The organism is Escherichia sp. WS568, assembly GCF_046486085.1.
Lineage (GTDB): Bacteria > Pseudomonadota > Gammaproteobacteria > Enterobacterales > Enterobacteriaceae > Escherichia > Escherichia coli.
The window spans coordinates 67,407-83,174 of the sequence record NZ_JBJQMC010000013.1; the positions used below are offsets into that span (position 1 = coordinate 67,407).

General features: G+C 51.3%; 15 protein-coding genes. 7 read left to right on the top strand and 8 right to left on the bottom strand.

The genetic code is table 11. From position 1 onward, the window contains the following. Positions 1-172: 172 nt before the first annotated feature. Together fieF and cpxP are read right to left on the bottom strand one after the other, a co-directional pair. Complete coding sequence (gene fieF / locus ACJHWR_RS15520) at positions 173-1,075, bottom strand: CDF family cation-efflux transporter FieF (RefSeq protein ID WP_001076748.1); 903 nt, start codon at positions 1,073-1,075, stop codon at positions 173-175. A 148-nt stretch (positions 1,076-1,223) separates the two neighbouring features. After that, entirely contained in the window at positions 1,224-1,724 is a 501-nt protein-coding gene (cpxP, locus tag ACJHWR_RS15525; RefSeq protein ID WP_001223800.1) for a cell-envelope stress modulator CpxP, read from the bottom strand. A gap of 149 nt (positions 1,725-1,873) precedes the next feature. On the opposite strand from cpxP, the gene cpxR reads away from it, so the two are divergent. Next, entirely contained in the window at positions 1,874-2,572 is a 699-nt protein-coding gene (gene cpxR / locus ACJHWR_RS15530) for an envelope stress response regulator transcription factor CpxR (RefSeq protein ID WP_001033722.1), read from the top strand. Further along, positions 2,569-3,942 carry an envelope stress sensor histidine kinase CpxA gene (cpxA, locus tag ACJHWR_RS15535; protein WP_000580417.1) on the top strand — a complete coding sequence of 458 codons (1,374 nt, stop codon included), beginning with the start codon at positions 2,569-2,571 and terminating at the stop codon, positions 3,940-3,942. The genes cpxR and cpxA overlap by 4 nt, the downstream gene beginning before the upstream one ends. 104 nt (positions 3,943-4,046) lie before the next feature. On the opposite strand, the gene yiiM is transcribed toward cpxA, so the two are convergent. The 3 genes from yiiM to sodA form a co-directional block, all read right to left on the bottom strand. Further along, positions 4,047-4,721: a 6-hydroxyaminopurine reductase gene (gene yiiM / locus ACJHWR_RS15540; RefSeq protein WP_001270277.1), complete on the bottom strand. Its 675-nt coding sequence runs from the start codon at positions 4,719-4,721 to the stop codon at positions 4,047-4,049. Between the two features lie 148 nt (positions 4,722-4,869). Further along, on the bottom strand, positions 4,870-5,853 hold the full coding sequence (gene kdgT / locus ACJHWR_RS15545; RefSeq protein WP_001166063.1) for a 2-keto-3-deoxygluconate transporter: 984 nt from the start codon (positions 5,851-5,853) through the stop codon (positions 4,870-4,872). Positions 5,854-6,112: 259 nt separating this feature from the next. Continuing rightward, entirely contained in the window at positions 6,113-6,733 is a 621-nt protein-coding gene (sodA, locus tag ACJHWR_RS15550) for a superoxide dismutase [Mn] (protein ID WP_001361705.1), read from the bottom strand. A gap of 284 nt (positions 6,734-7,017) precedes the next feature. Here sodA and rhaT point away from each other — a divergent pair, with 284 nt between their 5' ends. Further along, complete coding sequence (gene rhaT / locus ACJHWR_RS15555; RefSeq protein ID WP_000063508.1) at positions 7,018-8,052, top strand: L-rhamnose/proton symporter RhaT; 1,035 nt, start codon at positions 7,018-7,020, stop codon at positions 8,050-8,052. Here the strand turns inward: rhaT and rhaR are convergent. Both rhaR and rhaS read right to left on the bottom strand, forming a co-directional pair. Continuing rightward, on the bottom strand, positions 8,049-8,897 hold the full coding sequence (gene rhaR, locus ACJHWR_RS15560) for an HTH-type transcriptional activator RhaR (protein ID WP_024175827.1): 849 nt from the start codon (positions 8,895-8,897) through the stop codon (positions 8,049-8,051). The genes rhaT and rhaR overlap by 4 nt on opposite strands. A 73-nt stretch (positions 8,898-8,970) precedes the next feature. Then, positions 8,971-9,807, bottom strand: a complete 837-nt coding sequence (rhaS, locus tag ACJHWR_RS15565) for an HTH-type transcriptional activator RhaS (protein WP_000217150.1) — start codon at positions 9,805-9,807, stop codon at positions 8,971-8,973. Positions 9,808-10,094: 287 nt separating this feature from the next. On the opposite strand from rhaS, the gene rhaB reads away from it, so the two are divergent. From rhaB to rhaM, 4 genes are all read left to right on the top strand, one after another. Further along, a complete protein-coding gene (rhaB, locus tag ACJHWR_RS15570; protein ID WP_000144113.1) occupies positions 10,095-11,564 on the top strand; it encodes a rhamnulokinase in 1,470 nt (489 codons plus the stop codon). Beyond that, entirely contained in the window at positions 11,561-12,820 is a 1,260-nt protein-coding gene (gene rhaA / locus ACJHWR_RS15575; protein WP_000211494.1) for an L-rhamnose isomerase, read from the top strand. Before rhaB ends, rhaA begins: the two co-directional genes overlap by 4 nt. An 82-nt stretch (positions 12,821-12,902) precedes the next feature. Next, complete coding sequence (gene rhaD, locus ACJHWR_RS15580) at positions 12,903-13,727, top strand: rhamnulose-1-phosphate aldolase (protein ID WP_001179733.1); 825 nt, start codon at positions 12,903-12,905, stop codon at positions 13,725-13,727. 9 nt (positions 13,728-13,736) lie between these two features. Then, on the top strand, positions 13,737-14,051 hold the full coding sequence (rhaM, locus tag ACJHWR_RS15585) for an L-rhamnose mutarotase (protein ID WP_000619503.1): 315 nt from the start codon (positions 13,737-13,739) through the stop codon (positions 14,049-14,051). A gap of 40 nt (positions 14,052-14,091) precedes the next feature. Here rhaM and ACJHWR_RS15590 read toward each other — a convergent pair whose 3' ends face one another. Next, positions 14,092-15,486 (bottom strand): carbohydrate porin, encoded by a 1,395-nt coding sequence (locus ACJHWR_RS15590; protein WP_000749944.1) that lies wholly within the window; start codon positions 15,484-15,486, stop codon positions 14,092-14,094. Positions 15,487-15,768 lie beyond the last annotated feature (282 nt).

Below are 15,768 nucleotides of genomic sequence, written 5' to 3' on the forward strand. Positions count from 1 at the left end.
CTGAACTTTGGAATGCAAAATGAAATCTGTTGCCGGAAGTCTTCTTGCACATCGAAGTGATCCAACGAATGTGCAAATAGTATAACAATCACTTCCTGCTGAATTGATTCAGGTCAGGCCAAATGGCGGTATTTTATACACAAAATGCGGGTCTGGCTCTCTTTTATACTGATTATGAAAGCATAGACCGTTTACCCTCCCTGGGTACGACGGAACAGGGGTCCTGATGGATAATCACATCCGATCCCGGAAAACGCCGTAAAATAGCCTGCTCTACCTGATCCGCCACCATATGTGCCTGAACCAAAGGCAGAGAGTCTTCCATTTCCAAATGAATCTGAATAAAGCGGGTCGGCCCTGACTGCCGCGTGCGAAGATCGTGAGCGCCGCTAACACCCGGCCAGGAAGTCACGATATCAATAATTTCTTGCCGTTCTTCATCAGGCAATGCGCGATCCAGTAATGACTGTACCGCCTCATATCCCATGCGTAACGCGCTATATAAAATATAGATGCCGATTCCCAATGCAAACAGAGCATCGGCGCGATGCCAGCCGTACCAGGACAACCCCAGCGCCAGCAGAATTGCGCCGTTCATCATAACATCAGACTGGTAATGTAGCATATCAGCCCGCACCGCCTGGCTTTGCGTCCGGCGCACCACCCACCGCTGAAACGAGACAAGGATAATCGTACAAATTAGCGCCACAATTGTCACGATAACCCCGACGCCTGGATCTGTCATCGGTGTTGGAGATACCAGATGTTGAATACCCGTCAAAAACAGGAATAGTGCCGAACCGGAGATAAACATACTTTGCGCCAGCGCCGCGAGGGACTCAGCTTTACCGTGACCAAACGAGTGATTATCGTCGGCAGGTTGCAGGGAATATCGCACCACCAGTAAATTCGTCAACGACGCGCCGATATCCACCAGCGAATCCACCAGCGCGGCGAGAATACTCACCGACCCGGTATACCACCATGCAAAAATTTTAATCAGCAATAGCAGCGAAGCCATCGCCGTCGCAGCAATCGCCGCCCGACTGACCAGCCGTCCATAAGATTGATTCATAAATACTCCCGCTATCAACTGACGGTAGTATAACGGAAGCAAATCATCTGCAATGCATTAAGCAGCAAGCAAATTGAGGATAAAAAAAACCCCCACATCATGTGGGGGAAGACAGGGATGGTGTCTATGGCAAGGAAAACAGGGTTTACTACTGGGAACGTGAGTTGCTACTACTCAATAGCTTCAACGATGAACTTTTTTGCCATTGCGTCACGTCGCGCAACTGCTCCATTCGTTGTTGATGTTTCTCGTTTAAAACCGCTTGCTGCTCCGGCGTTAACAGGCGATACATTTGGTTGCGGACTTTTGCCATCTCAACCTGACGAGCAATTTGCTCATTCGCCATTTTTTCTGCCTGTGCGCGCACAGCGTTTTCATCAAAATTTTCTGCGGTGACAAGGCGATGCATTGTCTCCAGTTCGCTAACATTAACAGGAGGCTGTTCGTGCCGGGCCTGTTGCATAAGATCTCGCATCTGCTGACGCTGATGTTCGGTTAAACTTATGCCGTCGAACATATGGCTCTGCGTACTGCGCTGCGTAAGTTCTTCACCCGGATGCCAGTTATCGCCTGAACCGACTTCAGCAGCGTGGCTTAATGAACTGACTGCCAGCGTTGAGGCCATGACGGCAGCGGTAACTATGCGCATCATTTGCTCCCAAAATCTTTCTGTCGCGATTCAACGATAGAGAGTTTACGATTCAGGCTGCAAACATGCGTCAGGGGGTGTAAAACAACGTAAAGTCATGGATTAGCGACGTCTGATGACGTAATTTCTGCCTCGGAGGTATTTAAACAATGAATAAAATCCTGTTAGTTGATGATGACCGAGAGCTGACTTCCCTATTAAAGGAGCTGCTCGAGATGGAAGGCTTCAACGTGATTGTTGCCCACGATGGGGAACAGGCGCTTGATCTTCTGGACGACAGCATTGATTTACTTTTGCTTGATGTAATGATGCCGAAGAAAAATGGTATCGACACATTAAAAGCACTTCGCCAGACACACCAGACGCCTGTCATTATGTTGACGGCGCGCGGCAGTGAACTTGATCGCGTTCTCGGCCTTGAGCTGGGCGCAGATGACTATCTCCCGAAACCGTTTAATGATCGTGAGCTGGTGGCACGTATTCGCGCGATCCTGCGCCGTTCGCACTGGAGCGAGCAACAGCAAAACAACGACAACGGTTCACCGACACTGGAAGTTGATGCCTTAGTGCTGAATCCAGGCCGTCAGGAAGCCAGCTTCGACGGGCAAACGCTGGAGTTAACCGGCACTGAGTTTACCCTGCTCTATTTGCTGGCACAGCATCTGGGTCAGGTGGTTTCCCGTGAGCATTTAAGCCAGGAAGTGCTGGGCAAACGCCTGACGCCTTTCGACCGCGCTATTGATATGCACATTTCCAACCTGCGTCGTAAACTGCCGGATCGTAAAGATGGTCATCCGTGGTTTAAAACCTTGCGTGGTCGCGGCTATCTGATGGTTTCTGCTTCATGATAGGCAGCTTAACCGCGCGCATCTTCGCCATCTTCTGGCTGACGCTGGCGCTGGTGTTGATGTTGGTTTTGATGTTACCCAAGCTCGATTCACGCCAGATGACCGAGCTTCTGGATAGCGAACAGCGTCAGGGTCTGATGATTGAGCAGCATGTCGAAGCGGAGCTGGCGAACGATCCGCCCAACGATTTAATGTGGTGGCGGCGTCTGTTCCGGGCGATTGATAAGTGGGCACCGCCAGGACAGCGTTTGTTATTGGTGACCACCGAAGGCCGCGTGATCGGCGCTGAACGCAGCGAAATGCAGATCATTCGTAACTTTATTGGTCAGGCCGATAACGCCGATCATCCGCAGAAGAAAAAGTATGGCCGCGTGGAACTGGTCGGTCCGTTCTCCGTGCGTGATGGCGAAGATAATTACCAACTTTATCTGATTCGTCCGGCCAGCAGTTCTCAATCCGATTTCATTAACTTACTGTTTGACCGCCCGCTATTACTGCTGATTGTCACCATGTTGGTCAGTACGCCGCTGCTGTTGTGGTTGGCCTGGAGTCTGGCAAAACCGGCGCGTAAGCTGAAAAACGCTGCCGATGAAGTTGCCCAGGGAAACTTACGCCAGCACCCGGAACTTGAAGCGGGGCCACAGGAATTCCTTGCCGCTGGTGCCAGTTTTAACCAGATGGTCACCGCGCTGGAGCGCATGATGACCTCTCAGCAGCGTCTGCTTTCTGATATCTCTCACGAGCTGCGCACCCCGCTGACGCGTCTGCAACTGGGTACGGCGTTACTGCGCCGTCGTAGCGGTGAAAGCAAAGAACTGGAGCGTATTGAAACCGAAGCGCAACGTCTGGACAGCATGATTAACGACCTGTTGGTGATGTCACGTAATCAGCAGAAAAACGCACTGGTTAGCGAGACCATCAAAGCCAATCAGTTGTGGAGTGAAGTGCTGGATAACGCGGCGTTCGAAGCCGAGCAAATGGGCAAGTCGTTGACAGTTAACTTCCCGCCTGGGCCGTGGCCGCTGTACGGCAATCCGAACGCCCTGGAAAGTGCGCTGGAAAACATTGTTCGTAATGCCCTGCGTTATTCCCATACGAAGATTGAAGTGGGCTTTGCGGTAGATAAAGACGGTATCACCATTACGGTGGACGACGATGGTCCTGGTGTTAGCCCGGAAGATCGCGAACAGATTTTCCGTCCGTTCTATCGTACCGATGAAGCACGCGATCGTGAATCTGGCGGTACAGGTTTGGGGCTGGCGATTGTTGAAACCGCCATCCAGCAGCACCGTGGCTGGGTTAAAGCGGAAGACAGTCCGCTTGGCGGTTTACGGCTGGTGATTTGGTTGCCGCTGTATAAGCGGAGTTAAACTCCGCATTGTAGGCAGGATAAGGCGTTTACGCCGCATCCGGCATTTGAGCAGGATGCCTGATGCGACGCTGATAGCGTCTTATCAGGCCTACACTCCGGGGGTTATTTTCCCCACAACCGGCGGGAAAAATCTTCGATCTTGCCGCTCAGTCGGCGCTTTTGCATCGTCCGCGTCCAGCTTTTCGATAACCCGGCGGCGGAGAGTAAACGGTGATACTGATCGTCATCAAACGGCATATGCCATGCGATGGCGGCAGCCTCCTGCACGGTCACATCACTGACACGGGAAACCAACTCCAGTGGCGCATCAGCAGATACCAACCCTGGTGCAATTACGCTATACAACCACCCCACTTTACCCGTGTTTTGCATCAACTGCGCTATGTCGCTGATATCAAAATGGTAATTGAGTTTATAGCAAGGCGAGCGCGGCTGGCTGACCTGAATTAATGCCTCTCCCCAGCGGAAAATATCGCCCATATAAACATTACTTTCCGTCAGACCGTCGGTTGAGAGATTTTCACCAAACGCAGGCGCAACAAACAACTCCGCCTGTTCCGGAAATTCCCGCGCCCAGTAGAGATAGTGCTCACGAGGATAATGACAAAGCGCTCTGTCTGGCCCGCCGTGAACCATTTTCTCCGCCTGCTCGTCACCTTCCAGCCCCAGCTCCGTCAGCATCAACTCACCATCAACCTGGATTTTGGCAATTGCGCTGGGTTTGCCTTCGGGATAAGCCTGAATCTTGCCTGTGTATACATCAACCGGATATCGCATCTGTTCCCTCTCCACGAGAAATTTCCCCATTAGACCATATTTATTTTATGTCAGGCGTGCTGTTTTCGCGGTATGTATCCAGGCAGGAGCTCAATAGCAAACCGGACGAACGTTAGTTCATCCGGCTGTGGGGATTAAGGAAGCAGGTTTATTTCACCGTACCTAAAATTTCGATTTTCGCCGCTCTGGCTTTGACTTTACGTGACCAGATAGAGGTAAGAATTGGCACCAGAATCGAAGTCACAATGACCGCCGTCGCTACCAGCGAAGTTGCTGCCGGAGCCATCGGTTTAAACGCAGGCACCATTTCTGCAATCAGCACAGGTGTCGCTACCGCGGCCCCTGCGGAACTGGAAGCGGCAATTCCGGCAGTGCCATCGCCACCGCCAATCAATTTATCAGCGATAATCAACGGAATACCGGTCACGATAATTACTGCCACACCCAACAGGATCCCCAGCAAACCTGTCTGGGCAATTACAGTCAAATCAATGGTATTGCCCAGCGCGAAGGCAAAGAATGGAATCAGCGTCTGCACCGCTTTGCTGAAAAATTCTCGTAATTCAGGGTCAAGGTTCCCAAGGGCAAAGCCCACCAGGAACGGTAATACTGCGCCGACGAAAACATGCGGTTCAAACGAGGCAATCCCGGCAGTGCCCAGAATAATCATCGTCATGAGCGGCCCGGACTCCAATGACATCAACACAAATGCCCCAGCTTCTTCTTTTGTGCCGTACTGCTGCATGATGGAAGCGTAAAGTCCGCCGTTGGTCATATCCATCGCCGCCACCAGCGCCAGCGTTGAAAGTCCGGCAAAGAATCCAACTTCAACACCATGTTCCGGAATAATGCGCGAGGCAATCGCCGCAACCACCCACGCGACGGCAATTTTTGTTACCACCAGCGTGCCGGATTTACGCAATACCGTTCCCGTCGCGCTTAATTTTATTGACGCCCCCATGCAAAAAAACCACACCGCCAGAATGGGCACCGTACCGGTAATCATCCCGTTGGTGAATGATCCAAAATATTTCCCCGCCCCCGGCGAGAAGGTGTGGCACAGTGCGCCAAGGAATAGCGGGACGAGCATCATCCCCCCCGGGATTTTCTCAATCGAGCGTTTTATCTGCATTTCCATCACCTGTCGGCATATTTTTAAGGGCTGATGCGTCATTCCTCAACGGAGCATCAGTGTTGATGGAAACGAAGATAGACATTCATTTGATCAATAAAAGTGATCAAAACCACACCATTTGAAACACTGTTTTATTTTTATCGGATCATTGTTTTTATTTTGAAATTGATCACAAAAAAACCACCGCCGTTGGCGATGGTTCATTTTTTAAGCTGCAATGCGGCGTAAACGCCTCATTGCAGCAGGCAGCAAATGATTATTTTTTCGCCGCGAAACGTGCCGCTGCTTCGTCCCAGTTCACCACGTTCCAGAACTCTTTGATGTAGTCCGGACGGCGGTTCTGGAATTTCAGGTAGTAAGCATGTTCCCACACATCCAGGCCCACAATCGGGAAGCCGGAAGCGCCAGAAATAGCTTCACCCATCAGCGGGGAGTCCTGGTTAGCAGTAGAAACCACCGCCAGTTTATCGCCTTTCAGCACCAGCCATGCCCAGCCGGAACCAAAGCGGGAAGCTGCCGCTTTCTCAAATTCTGCTTTGAAGTTATCAACGGAGCCGAAGTCACGTTCGATAGCCGCTTTCAGGTCACCCTGTAAGGTGGTGCCTTTTTTCAGACCTTTCCAGAACAGGCTGTGGTTAGCGTGACCGCCAGCGTTGTTGCGCAGTACGGTTTTCTTGTCTGCTGGCAGCTGGTCCAGTTTGGTGATCAGCTCTTCAACCGGCAGGTTAGCGAATTCTGGCAGGCTTTCCAGCGCCGCGTTGGCGTTGTTGACGTAGGTCTGATGGTGTTTGGTGTGGTGGATTTCCATGGTCTGCTTATCGAAGTGCGGTTCCAGGGCATCGTAAGCATACGGCAGGGATGGCAGGGTATAGCTCATATTCATCTCCAGTATTGTCGGGCGGCCGATTGTTAATGCCGCGTAAGCAGTTGGTTCATTATAGTTAATTAAATGATATTGAAAATGATTATCAATGCCGTACTTTTCGTAAGGGTATGGTTTTGCAGGAAAATGCCCAAGATGTGAAGCAAATCACCCACTTAATGCCGTGATTGCCAGTAAATCGGCAGCGGCGGCAACAGGCGAAAGGTTAATCGACAGCACGATTTTTACACTCATCTCGTCGGAGATGTGACGCGACGAAAAATGATGAGGATAAGAAGATGAGTAACGCGATTACGATGGGGATATTTTGGCATTTGATCGGCGCGGCCAGTGCAGCCTGTTTTTACGCTCCGTTCAAAAAAGTAAAAAAATGGTCATGGGAAACCATGTGGTCAGTTGGTGGGATTGTTTCGTGGATTATTCTGCCGTGGGCCATCAGCGCCCTGTTACTGCCGAATTTCTGGGCGTATTACAGCTCGTTTAGTCTCTCTACGCTGCTGCCTGTTTTTCTGTTCGGCGCTATGTGGGGGATCGGTAATATCAACTACGGCCTGACCATGCGTTATCTCGGCATGTCGATGGGAATTGGCATCGCCATTGGCATTACGTTGATTGTCGGTACGCTGATGACGCCAATTATCAACGGCAATTTCGATGTTCTGATTAATACCGAAGGCGGACGCATGACGTTGCTCGGCGTTCTGGTGGCGCTGATTGGCGTAGGGATTGTGACTCGCGCCGGGCAGTTGAAAGAGCGCAAGATGGGCATTAAAGCCGAAGAGTTCAACCTGAAAAAAGGGCTGGTGCTGGCGGTGATGTGCGGCATTTTCTCTGCCGGGATGTCCTTTGCGATGAACGCCGCAAAACCGATGCATGAAGCCGCTGCTGCACTGGGCGTCGATCCACTGTATGTCGCTCTGCCAAGCTATGTTGTCATCATGGGAGGCGGCGCGATCATCAACCTCGGTTTCTGCTTCATTCGTCTGGCAAAAGTGAAGGATTTGTCGCTAAAAGCCGACTTTTCGCTGGCAAAACCGCTAATCATTCACAACGTGTTACTCTCGGCACTGGGCGGTTTGATGTGGTATCTGCAATTCTTTTTCTATGCCTGGGGCCACGCCCGCATTCCGGCGCAGTATGACTACATCAGCTGGATGCTGCATATGAGCTTCTATGTATTGTGCGGCGGTATCGTCGGGCTGGTGCTGAAAGAGTGGAACAATGCAGGCCGCCGTCCGGTAACGGTGTTGAGCCTCGGTTGTGTGGTGATTATTGTCGCCGCCAACATCGTCGGCATGGGCATGGCGAATTAATCTTTCTGCGAATTGAGATGACGCCACTGGCTGGGCGTCATCCCGGTTTCCCGGGTAAACACCACCGAAAAATAGTTACTATCTTCAAAGCCACATTCGGTTGAAATATCACTGATTAACAGGCGGCTATGCTGGAGAAGATATTGCGCATGACACACTCTGACCTGCCGCAGATATTGATTGATGGTCATTCCAGTCTGCTGGCGAAATTGCTGACGCAAAACGCGCTCACTGCACGATGCCTCATCACAAAACTCATCCAGCGCAAAGGGACTTTTCAGGCTGGCCGCCAGCCGGGTAATCAGCTTATCCAGCAACGTTTCGCTGGATGTTGGCGGCAACGAATCGCTGGTGTAACGATGGCGATTCAGCGACATCACCAACTGCCCGAACAGCAACTCTGCCATTTCGTTAGCAAACGGCACATGCTGACTACTTTCATGCTCAAGCTGACCGATAATCTGCCGCGCCTGTGCCATCCCCATGCTACCTAAGCGCCAGTGTGGTTGCCCTGCGCTGGCGCTAAATCCCGGAATCGCCCCCTGCCAGTCAAGATTCAGCTTCAGCCGCTCCGGGCAATAAATAATATTCTGCAAAACCAGATCGTTAACGGAAGCGTAGGAGTGTTTATCGTCAGCATGAATGTAAAAGAGATCGCCACGGGTAATGCGATAAGGGCGATCGTTGAGTACATGCAGACCATTACCGCGCCAGACAATTACCAGCTCACAAAAATCATGTGTATGTTCAGCAAAGACATCTTGCGGATAACGGTCAGCCACAGCGACTGCCTGCTGGTCGCTGGCAAAAAAATCATCTTTGAGAAGTTTTAACTGATGCGCCACCGTGGCTACCTCGGTCAGAGAACGAAGTTGATTATTCGCAATATGGCGTACAAATACGTTGAGAAGATTCGCGTTATTGCAGAAAGCCATCCCGTCCCTGACGAATATCACGCGGTGACCAGTTAAACTCTCGGCGAAAAAGCGTCGAAAAGTGGTTACTGTCGCTAAATCCGCAGCGATAGGCGATGTCAGTAACGCTGGCCTCACTGTGGCGTAGCAGATGTCGGGCCTTCATCAGTCGCAGGCGGTTCAGGTAACGCTGAGGCGTCAGTCCCGTTTGCTGCTTAAGCTGCCGATGTAGCGTACGCAGCGAAAGAGAAAATTGATCCGCCACGGCATCCCAATTCACCTCATCGGCAAAATGGTCCTCCAGCCAGGCCAGAAGCAAGTTGAGACGTGACGCGCTGTTTTCCAGGTTCTCCTGCAAACTGCTTTTACGCAGCAAGAGCAGTAATTGCATAAATAAGATCTCGCGACTGGCGGTCGAGGGTAAATCATTTTCCTCTTCCTGCTGTTCCATCTGTGCAACCAGCTGTCGCACCTGCTGCAACACGCTGTGGTTAACGCGCCAGTGAGACGGATACTGCCCATCCTGCTCTTGTGGCAGCAACTGATTCAGCCCGGCGAGAAACTGAAATCGATCCGGCGAGCGATACAGCACATTGGTCAGACACAGATTATCGGTATGTTCATACAGATGCCGATCATGATCGCGTACGAAACAGACCGTCCCCCCGGTGATGGTATAGGGCTGCCCATTAAACACATGAATACCCGTGCCATGTTCGACAATCACAATTTCATGAAAATCATGATGATGTTCAGGAAAATCCGCCTGCGGGAGCCGGGGTTCTATCGCCACGGACGCGTTACCAGACGGAAAAAAATCCACACTATGTAATACGGTCATACTGGCCTCCTGATGTCGTCAACACGGCGAAATAGTAATCACGAGGTCAGGTTCTTACCTTAAATTTTCGACGGAAAACCACGTAAAAAACGTCGATTTTTCAAGATACAGCGTGAATTTTCAGGAAATGCGGTAAGCATCACATCACCACAATTCAGCAAATTGTGAACATCATCACGTTCATCTTTCCCTGGTTGCCAATGGCCCATTTTCCTGTCAGTAACGAGAAGGTCGCGAATTCAGGCGCTTTTTAGACTGGTCGTAATGAAATTCAGCAGGATCACATTATGACCTTTCGCAATTGTGTCGCCGTCGATCTCGGCGCATCCAGTGGGCGCGTGATGCTGGCGCGTTACGAGCGTGAATGCCGCAGCCTGACGCTGCGCGAAATCTATCGTTTTAACAATGGCCTGCATAGCCAGAACGGTTATGTCACCTGGGATGTGGATAGCCTGGAAAGTGCCATTCGCCTTGGATTAAACAAGGTGTGCGAGGAAGGGATTCGTATCGATAGCATTGGGATTGATACCTGGGGCGTGGACTTTGTGCTGCTCGACCTACAGGGTAAGCGTGTGGGTCTGCCCGTTGCTTATCGCGATAGCCGCACCAATGGCCTGATGACGCAGGCACAACAGCAACTCGGCAAACGCGATATTTATCAGCGTAGCGGCATCCAGTTTCTGCCCTTCAATACGCTTTATCAGTTGCGTGCGCTGACGGAGCAACAACCTGAGCTTATTCCACACATTGCTCACGCTCTGCTGATGCCGGATTACTTCAGTTATCGCCTGACCGGCAAGATGAACTGGGAGTACACCAACGCCACGACCACGCAACTGGTCAATATTAATAGCGACGACTGGGACGAGTCGCTACTGGCGTGGAGCGGGGCCAACAAAGCCTGGTTTGGTCGCCCGACGCATCCGGGTAATGTCATTGGGCACTGGATTTGCCCGCAGGGTAATGAGATTCCGGTGGTCGCCGTTGCCAGCCATGATACCGCCAGCGCGGTTATCGCCTCGCCGTTAAACGGTTCACGCGCCGCTTATCTCTCTTCTGGCACCTGGTCATTGATGGGCTTCGAAAGCCAGACACCATTTACCAATGACACGGCGCTGGCAGCCAACATCACCAATGAAGGCGGGGCGGAAGGTCGCTATCGGGTGCTGAAAAATATTATGGGCTTATGGCTGCTTCAGCGGGTGCTTCAGGAGCGGCAAATCAACGATCTTCCGGCGCTTATCGCCGCGACACAGGCACTGCCGGCTTGCCGCTTCACCATCAATCCCAATGACGATCGCTTTATTAATCCTGACGAGATGTGCAGCGAAATTCAGGCTGCGTGTCGGGAAACGGCGCAACCAATCCCGGAAAGTGATGCTGAACTGGCGCGCTGTATTGTCGACAGTCTGGCGCTGCTGTATGCCGATGTGTTGCATGAGCTGGCGCAACTGCGCGGTGAAGATTTCTCACAACTGCATATTGTCGGCGGTGGCTGCCAGAACGCGCTGCTCAACCAGTTATGTGCTGATGCCTGCGGTATTCGGGTGATCGCCGGGCCTGTTGAAGCCTCGACGCTCGGCAATATCGGCATCCAGTTAATGACGCTGGATGAACTCAACAATGTGGATGATTTCCGTCAGGTCGTCAGCACCACCGCGAATCTGACCACCTTTACCCCTAATCCTGACAGTGAAATTGCCCACTATGTGGCGCAGATTCACTCTACACGACAGACAAAGGAGCTTTGTGCATGACCACTCAACTGGAACAGGCCTGGGAACTGGCGAAACAGCGTTTCGCGGCGGTGGGGATTGATGTCGAGGAGGCGCTGCGCCAACTTGATCGTTTACCCGTTTCAATGCACTGCTGGCAGGGCGATGATGTTTCCGGTTTTGAAAACCCGGAAGGTTCGCTGACCGGTGGGATTCAGGCTACTGGTAATTATCCGGGCAAAGCGCGTAATGCCAGCGAGCTACGTGCCGATCTGGAACAAGCTATGCGGCTGATTCCGGGTCCGAAACGGCTTAATTTACATGCCATCTATCTGGAATCAGACACGCCAGTCTCGCGCGACCAAATCAAACCAGAGCACTTCAAAAACTGGGTTGAATGGGCGAAAGCCAATCAGCTCGGTCTGGATTTTAACCCCTCCTGTTTTTCGCATCCGCTAAGCGCCGATGGCTTTACGCTTTCCCATGCCGACGACAGTATTCGCCAGTTCTGGATTGATCACTGCAAAGCCAGCCGCCGTGTTTCAGCCTATTTTGGCGAGCAACTTGGCACACCGTCGGTGATGAACATCTGGATCCCGGATGGCATGAAAGATATCACCGTTGACCGTCTCGCCCCACGTCAGCGTCTGCTGGCAGCACTGGATGAGGTGATCAGCGAGAAGCTGGATCCGGCGCACCATATCGACGCCGTTGAGAGCAAATTGTTTGGCATTGGCGCGGAGAGCTACACGGTTGGCTCCAATGAGTTTTACATGGGGTATGCCACCAGCCGCCAGACGGCGCTGTGCCTGGACGCCGGGCATTTCCACCCGACTGAAGTGATTTCCGACAAGATTTCCGCCGCCATGCTGTATGTGCCGCAGTTGCTGCTGCACGTCAGCCGTCCGGTTCGCTGGGACAGCGATCACGTAGTGCTGCTGGATGATGAAACCCAGGCGATTGCCAGTGAGATTGTTCGTCACGATCTGTTTGACCGGGTACATATCGGCCTGGATTTCTTTGATGCCTCTATCAACCGCATTGCCGCATGGGTCATTGGTACGCGCAATATGAAAAAAGCCCTGCTACGTGCGTTGCTGGAACCTACCACTGAACTGCGCAAGCTGGAAGCAGCGGGCGATTACACCGCACGACTGGCACTGCTGGAAGAACAAAAATCATTGCCGTGGCAGGCGGTCTGGGAAATGTATTGCCAACGTCACGATACCCCAGTGGGTAGCGAATGGCTGGAAAGCGTGCGGGCTTATGAGAAAGCGATTTTGAGCCAGCGTGGGTAAACACTGCCGGATGCGGCGCGAGCGCCTTATCCGGCCTACGGGTCGTGCATCCGACAACACCGAATTTACAGGAACACAGAACATGCAAAACATTACCCAGTCCTGGTTTGTCCAGGGAATGATCAAAGCCACCACCGACGCCTGGCTGAAAGGCTGGGACGAGCGCAATGGTGGTAACCTGACGCTGCGCCTGGATGACGCCGATATCGCACCGTATCACGACAACTTTCATGCACAACCGCGCTATATCCCGCTCAGCCAGCCCATGCCTTTACTGGCAAATACACCGTTTATTGTCACCGGCTCCGGCAAATTCTTCCGTAACGTCCAGCTTGATCCTGCGGCTAACTTAGGCGTCGTAAAAGTCGACAGCGACGGCGCGGGCTACCATATTCTCTGGGGGTTAACCAACGAAGCCGTCCCGACATCCGAACTTCCGGCGCACTTCCTCTCTCATTGCGAACGCATTAAAGCCACCAACGGTAAAGATCGGGTGATCATGCACTGCCATGCCACCAACCTGATCGCCCTTACCTACGTATTGGAAAACGACACCGCGGTCTTCACTCGCCAGCTTTGGGAAGGCAGCACCGAGTGTCTGGTAGTGTTCCCGGATGGCGTCGGCATTTTGCCGTGGATGGTGCCCGGCACCGACGAAATCGGCCAGGCGACCGCACAGGAAATGCAAAAACATTCGCTGGTGTTGTGGCCCTTCCACGGCGTCTTCGGCAGCGGTCCGACACTGGATGAAACATTCGGTTTAATCGACACCGCAGAAAAATCAGCACAAGTATTAGTGAAGGTTTATTCGATGGGCGGCATGAAACAGACCATCAGTCGTGAAGAGCTGATAGCACTCGGCCAGCGTTTCGGCGTTACACCACTTGCCAGTGCGCTGGCGCTGTAAGGAGCAAATATGATCCGCAAAGCCTTTGTCATGCAGGTTAACCCCGACGCCCACGAAGAGTATCAGCGTCGGCATAATCCAATCTGGCCGGAACTGGAAGCAGTGTTGAAATCTCACGGTGCGCATAACTACGCCATTTACCTCGACAAAGCGCGTAATCTGCTGTTTGCCACGGTAGAGATTGAATCTGAAGAACGGTGGAATGCGGTAGCCAGTACTGATGTTTGCCAACGTTGGTGGAAGTATATGACCGACGTTATGCCAGCTAACCCGGATAACAGCCCAGTCAGTAGCGAGCTGCAAGAAGTGTTTTACCTGCCTTAATGAGTTGCGGTGCCGGAAAATATCCAGCACCGCGCCTTCATCAGAAGAAGTATTTAAAGCGAACGCGTGCGCCGTAACGGTCATCAGTATCATCACCGTGTTTTTTATCACCGTCGCTATCCAGAATGGAGTAATACGTCCCGAGGTAAATATTAAAGTTCTCCATATCCATCACATTAGCGAACTGATAAGACGCATGAATGGTGTGAATGGTGTACGTCCCTTCATCATCAATCCAGCAGTCGTTATCACAAACTACACCGCTGAATTCATCAATCTTATTGTGCGCGTAGATATAACCCAGCTCGAAACGTTTCCACAGCGCGTTAATCCCGGCAGTGAAATCTTTCTCATTATTAGCATCTAAATAGGCGGTATTAAGATTAACCACGACGCCATTTTCCGGATCCGTTTTCAGGCCATTCCAGGTCATGCTCATACCATAGCCGGTACGATCGGACTGATCGACAAAATTACCCTTGCTATCGGTATAACCATAAGCATTATTTACTACGTTCGCTTCCATCGCTGCGGAAACGGTGAATTCTTCCGTCGGCGACCAGGCAATTACCGGACGCAGATAAGCAACATTTTTCTGCTGCTCCATATCGCGTCCATGATAATTACCGTCATTATATAAAGATGTTCCGTCTTCAAGTAACGTGTTTAACTCAAAATACCAGTTATCAAGTTGTTTGCTGACGAGGAAATTACCGCCAGCGTTAGAGCGCCCGCGGCCCTCTTTCATCATATAGATATAACCGCTGCCATCGTCATAAAGATCGTTCGCAGTATTACCGGAATGTTCAACAAAGGTATCCTGATTCAGCGGGAACATATCGTAGGCTTCAAAACGGCCGACTTTGACCTTCCAGTCATTCTCTTTCCCAAAGAAGAATACCGCATCATCGATATTTACTGAACCGTGCATGTCCCCCAGCGGTTGTGCGGAGAACCCGGCGAAATAGCCATTATCCAGTTTTCGCATACCATCAAAACCTAACAAAATACGACCATTGAGATTCCACTGTTCATTAGTGGGATCGCTATTCACATCAGCGTTGGTCATTGCCAGCAGGCCATGATTACTTTCTGCATCCATATTAAATTCTACGTCGCCGTAGATTTTTAAATCGCCATAACCTGAGAGCAAAAGATTAGGTGAGGTGGAGTTTTTCTTTGCAGATTCCGCCGTTGCCTGTCCATTTACCGGCGTATTGCCCTGGGCAGCCTTAATTTCGCGGATCTCAGCGGCTTGTTGTGTCTGCAGCTGTTTAACCTGGCTCTCTGCTTTTGCTGCCCGCATTTCTGCCGCTTCCAGGCGTTCTTCCAGCAATGCCATGCGTTGTTCCAGCGTTAAATGCTGTGTTTTTGCCATTCCGGTACTACATGCCAATAATAAACCGATGGCTAAAGATAATGTCGATTTTTTCATTATTTACGTTCCCTGAAATAAAAGAGACCCTACGCTTTCCAAAAGGAATACGTATATAGAGAAATATAAGGTGTGCACTTTCGAATTTTTAATCCAACTTCAGCAGGCCGATGGATAGTATCCCGCTGCATAATATGAGTAAATCCGCTGATTTCCTGGAACGTGAGGAATATAACAATAGTGCCTTTTTTAACCAAATATCGTAAAAAATATTAGATATAATTCACGCTGACTCATAAGCCACAAATATAAATAACCTTGCTGCAAAACATGTGCGACAGT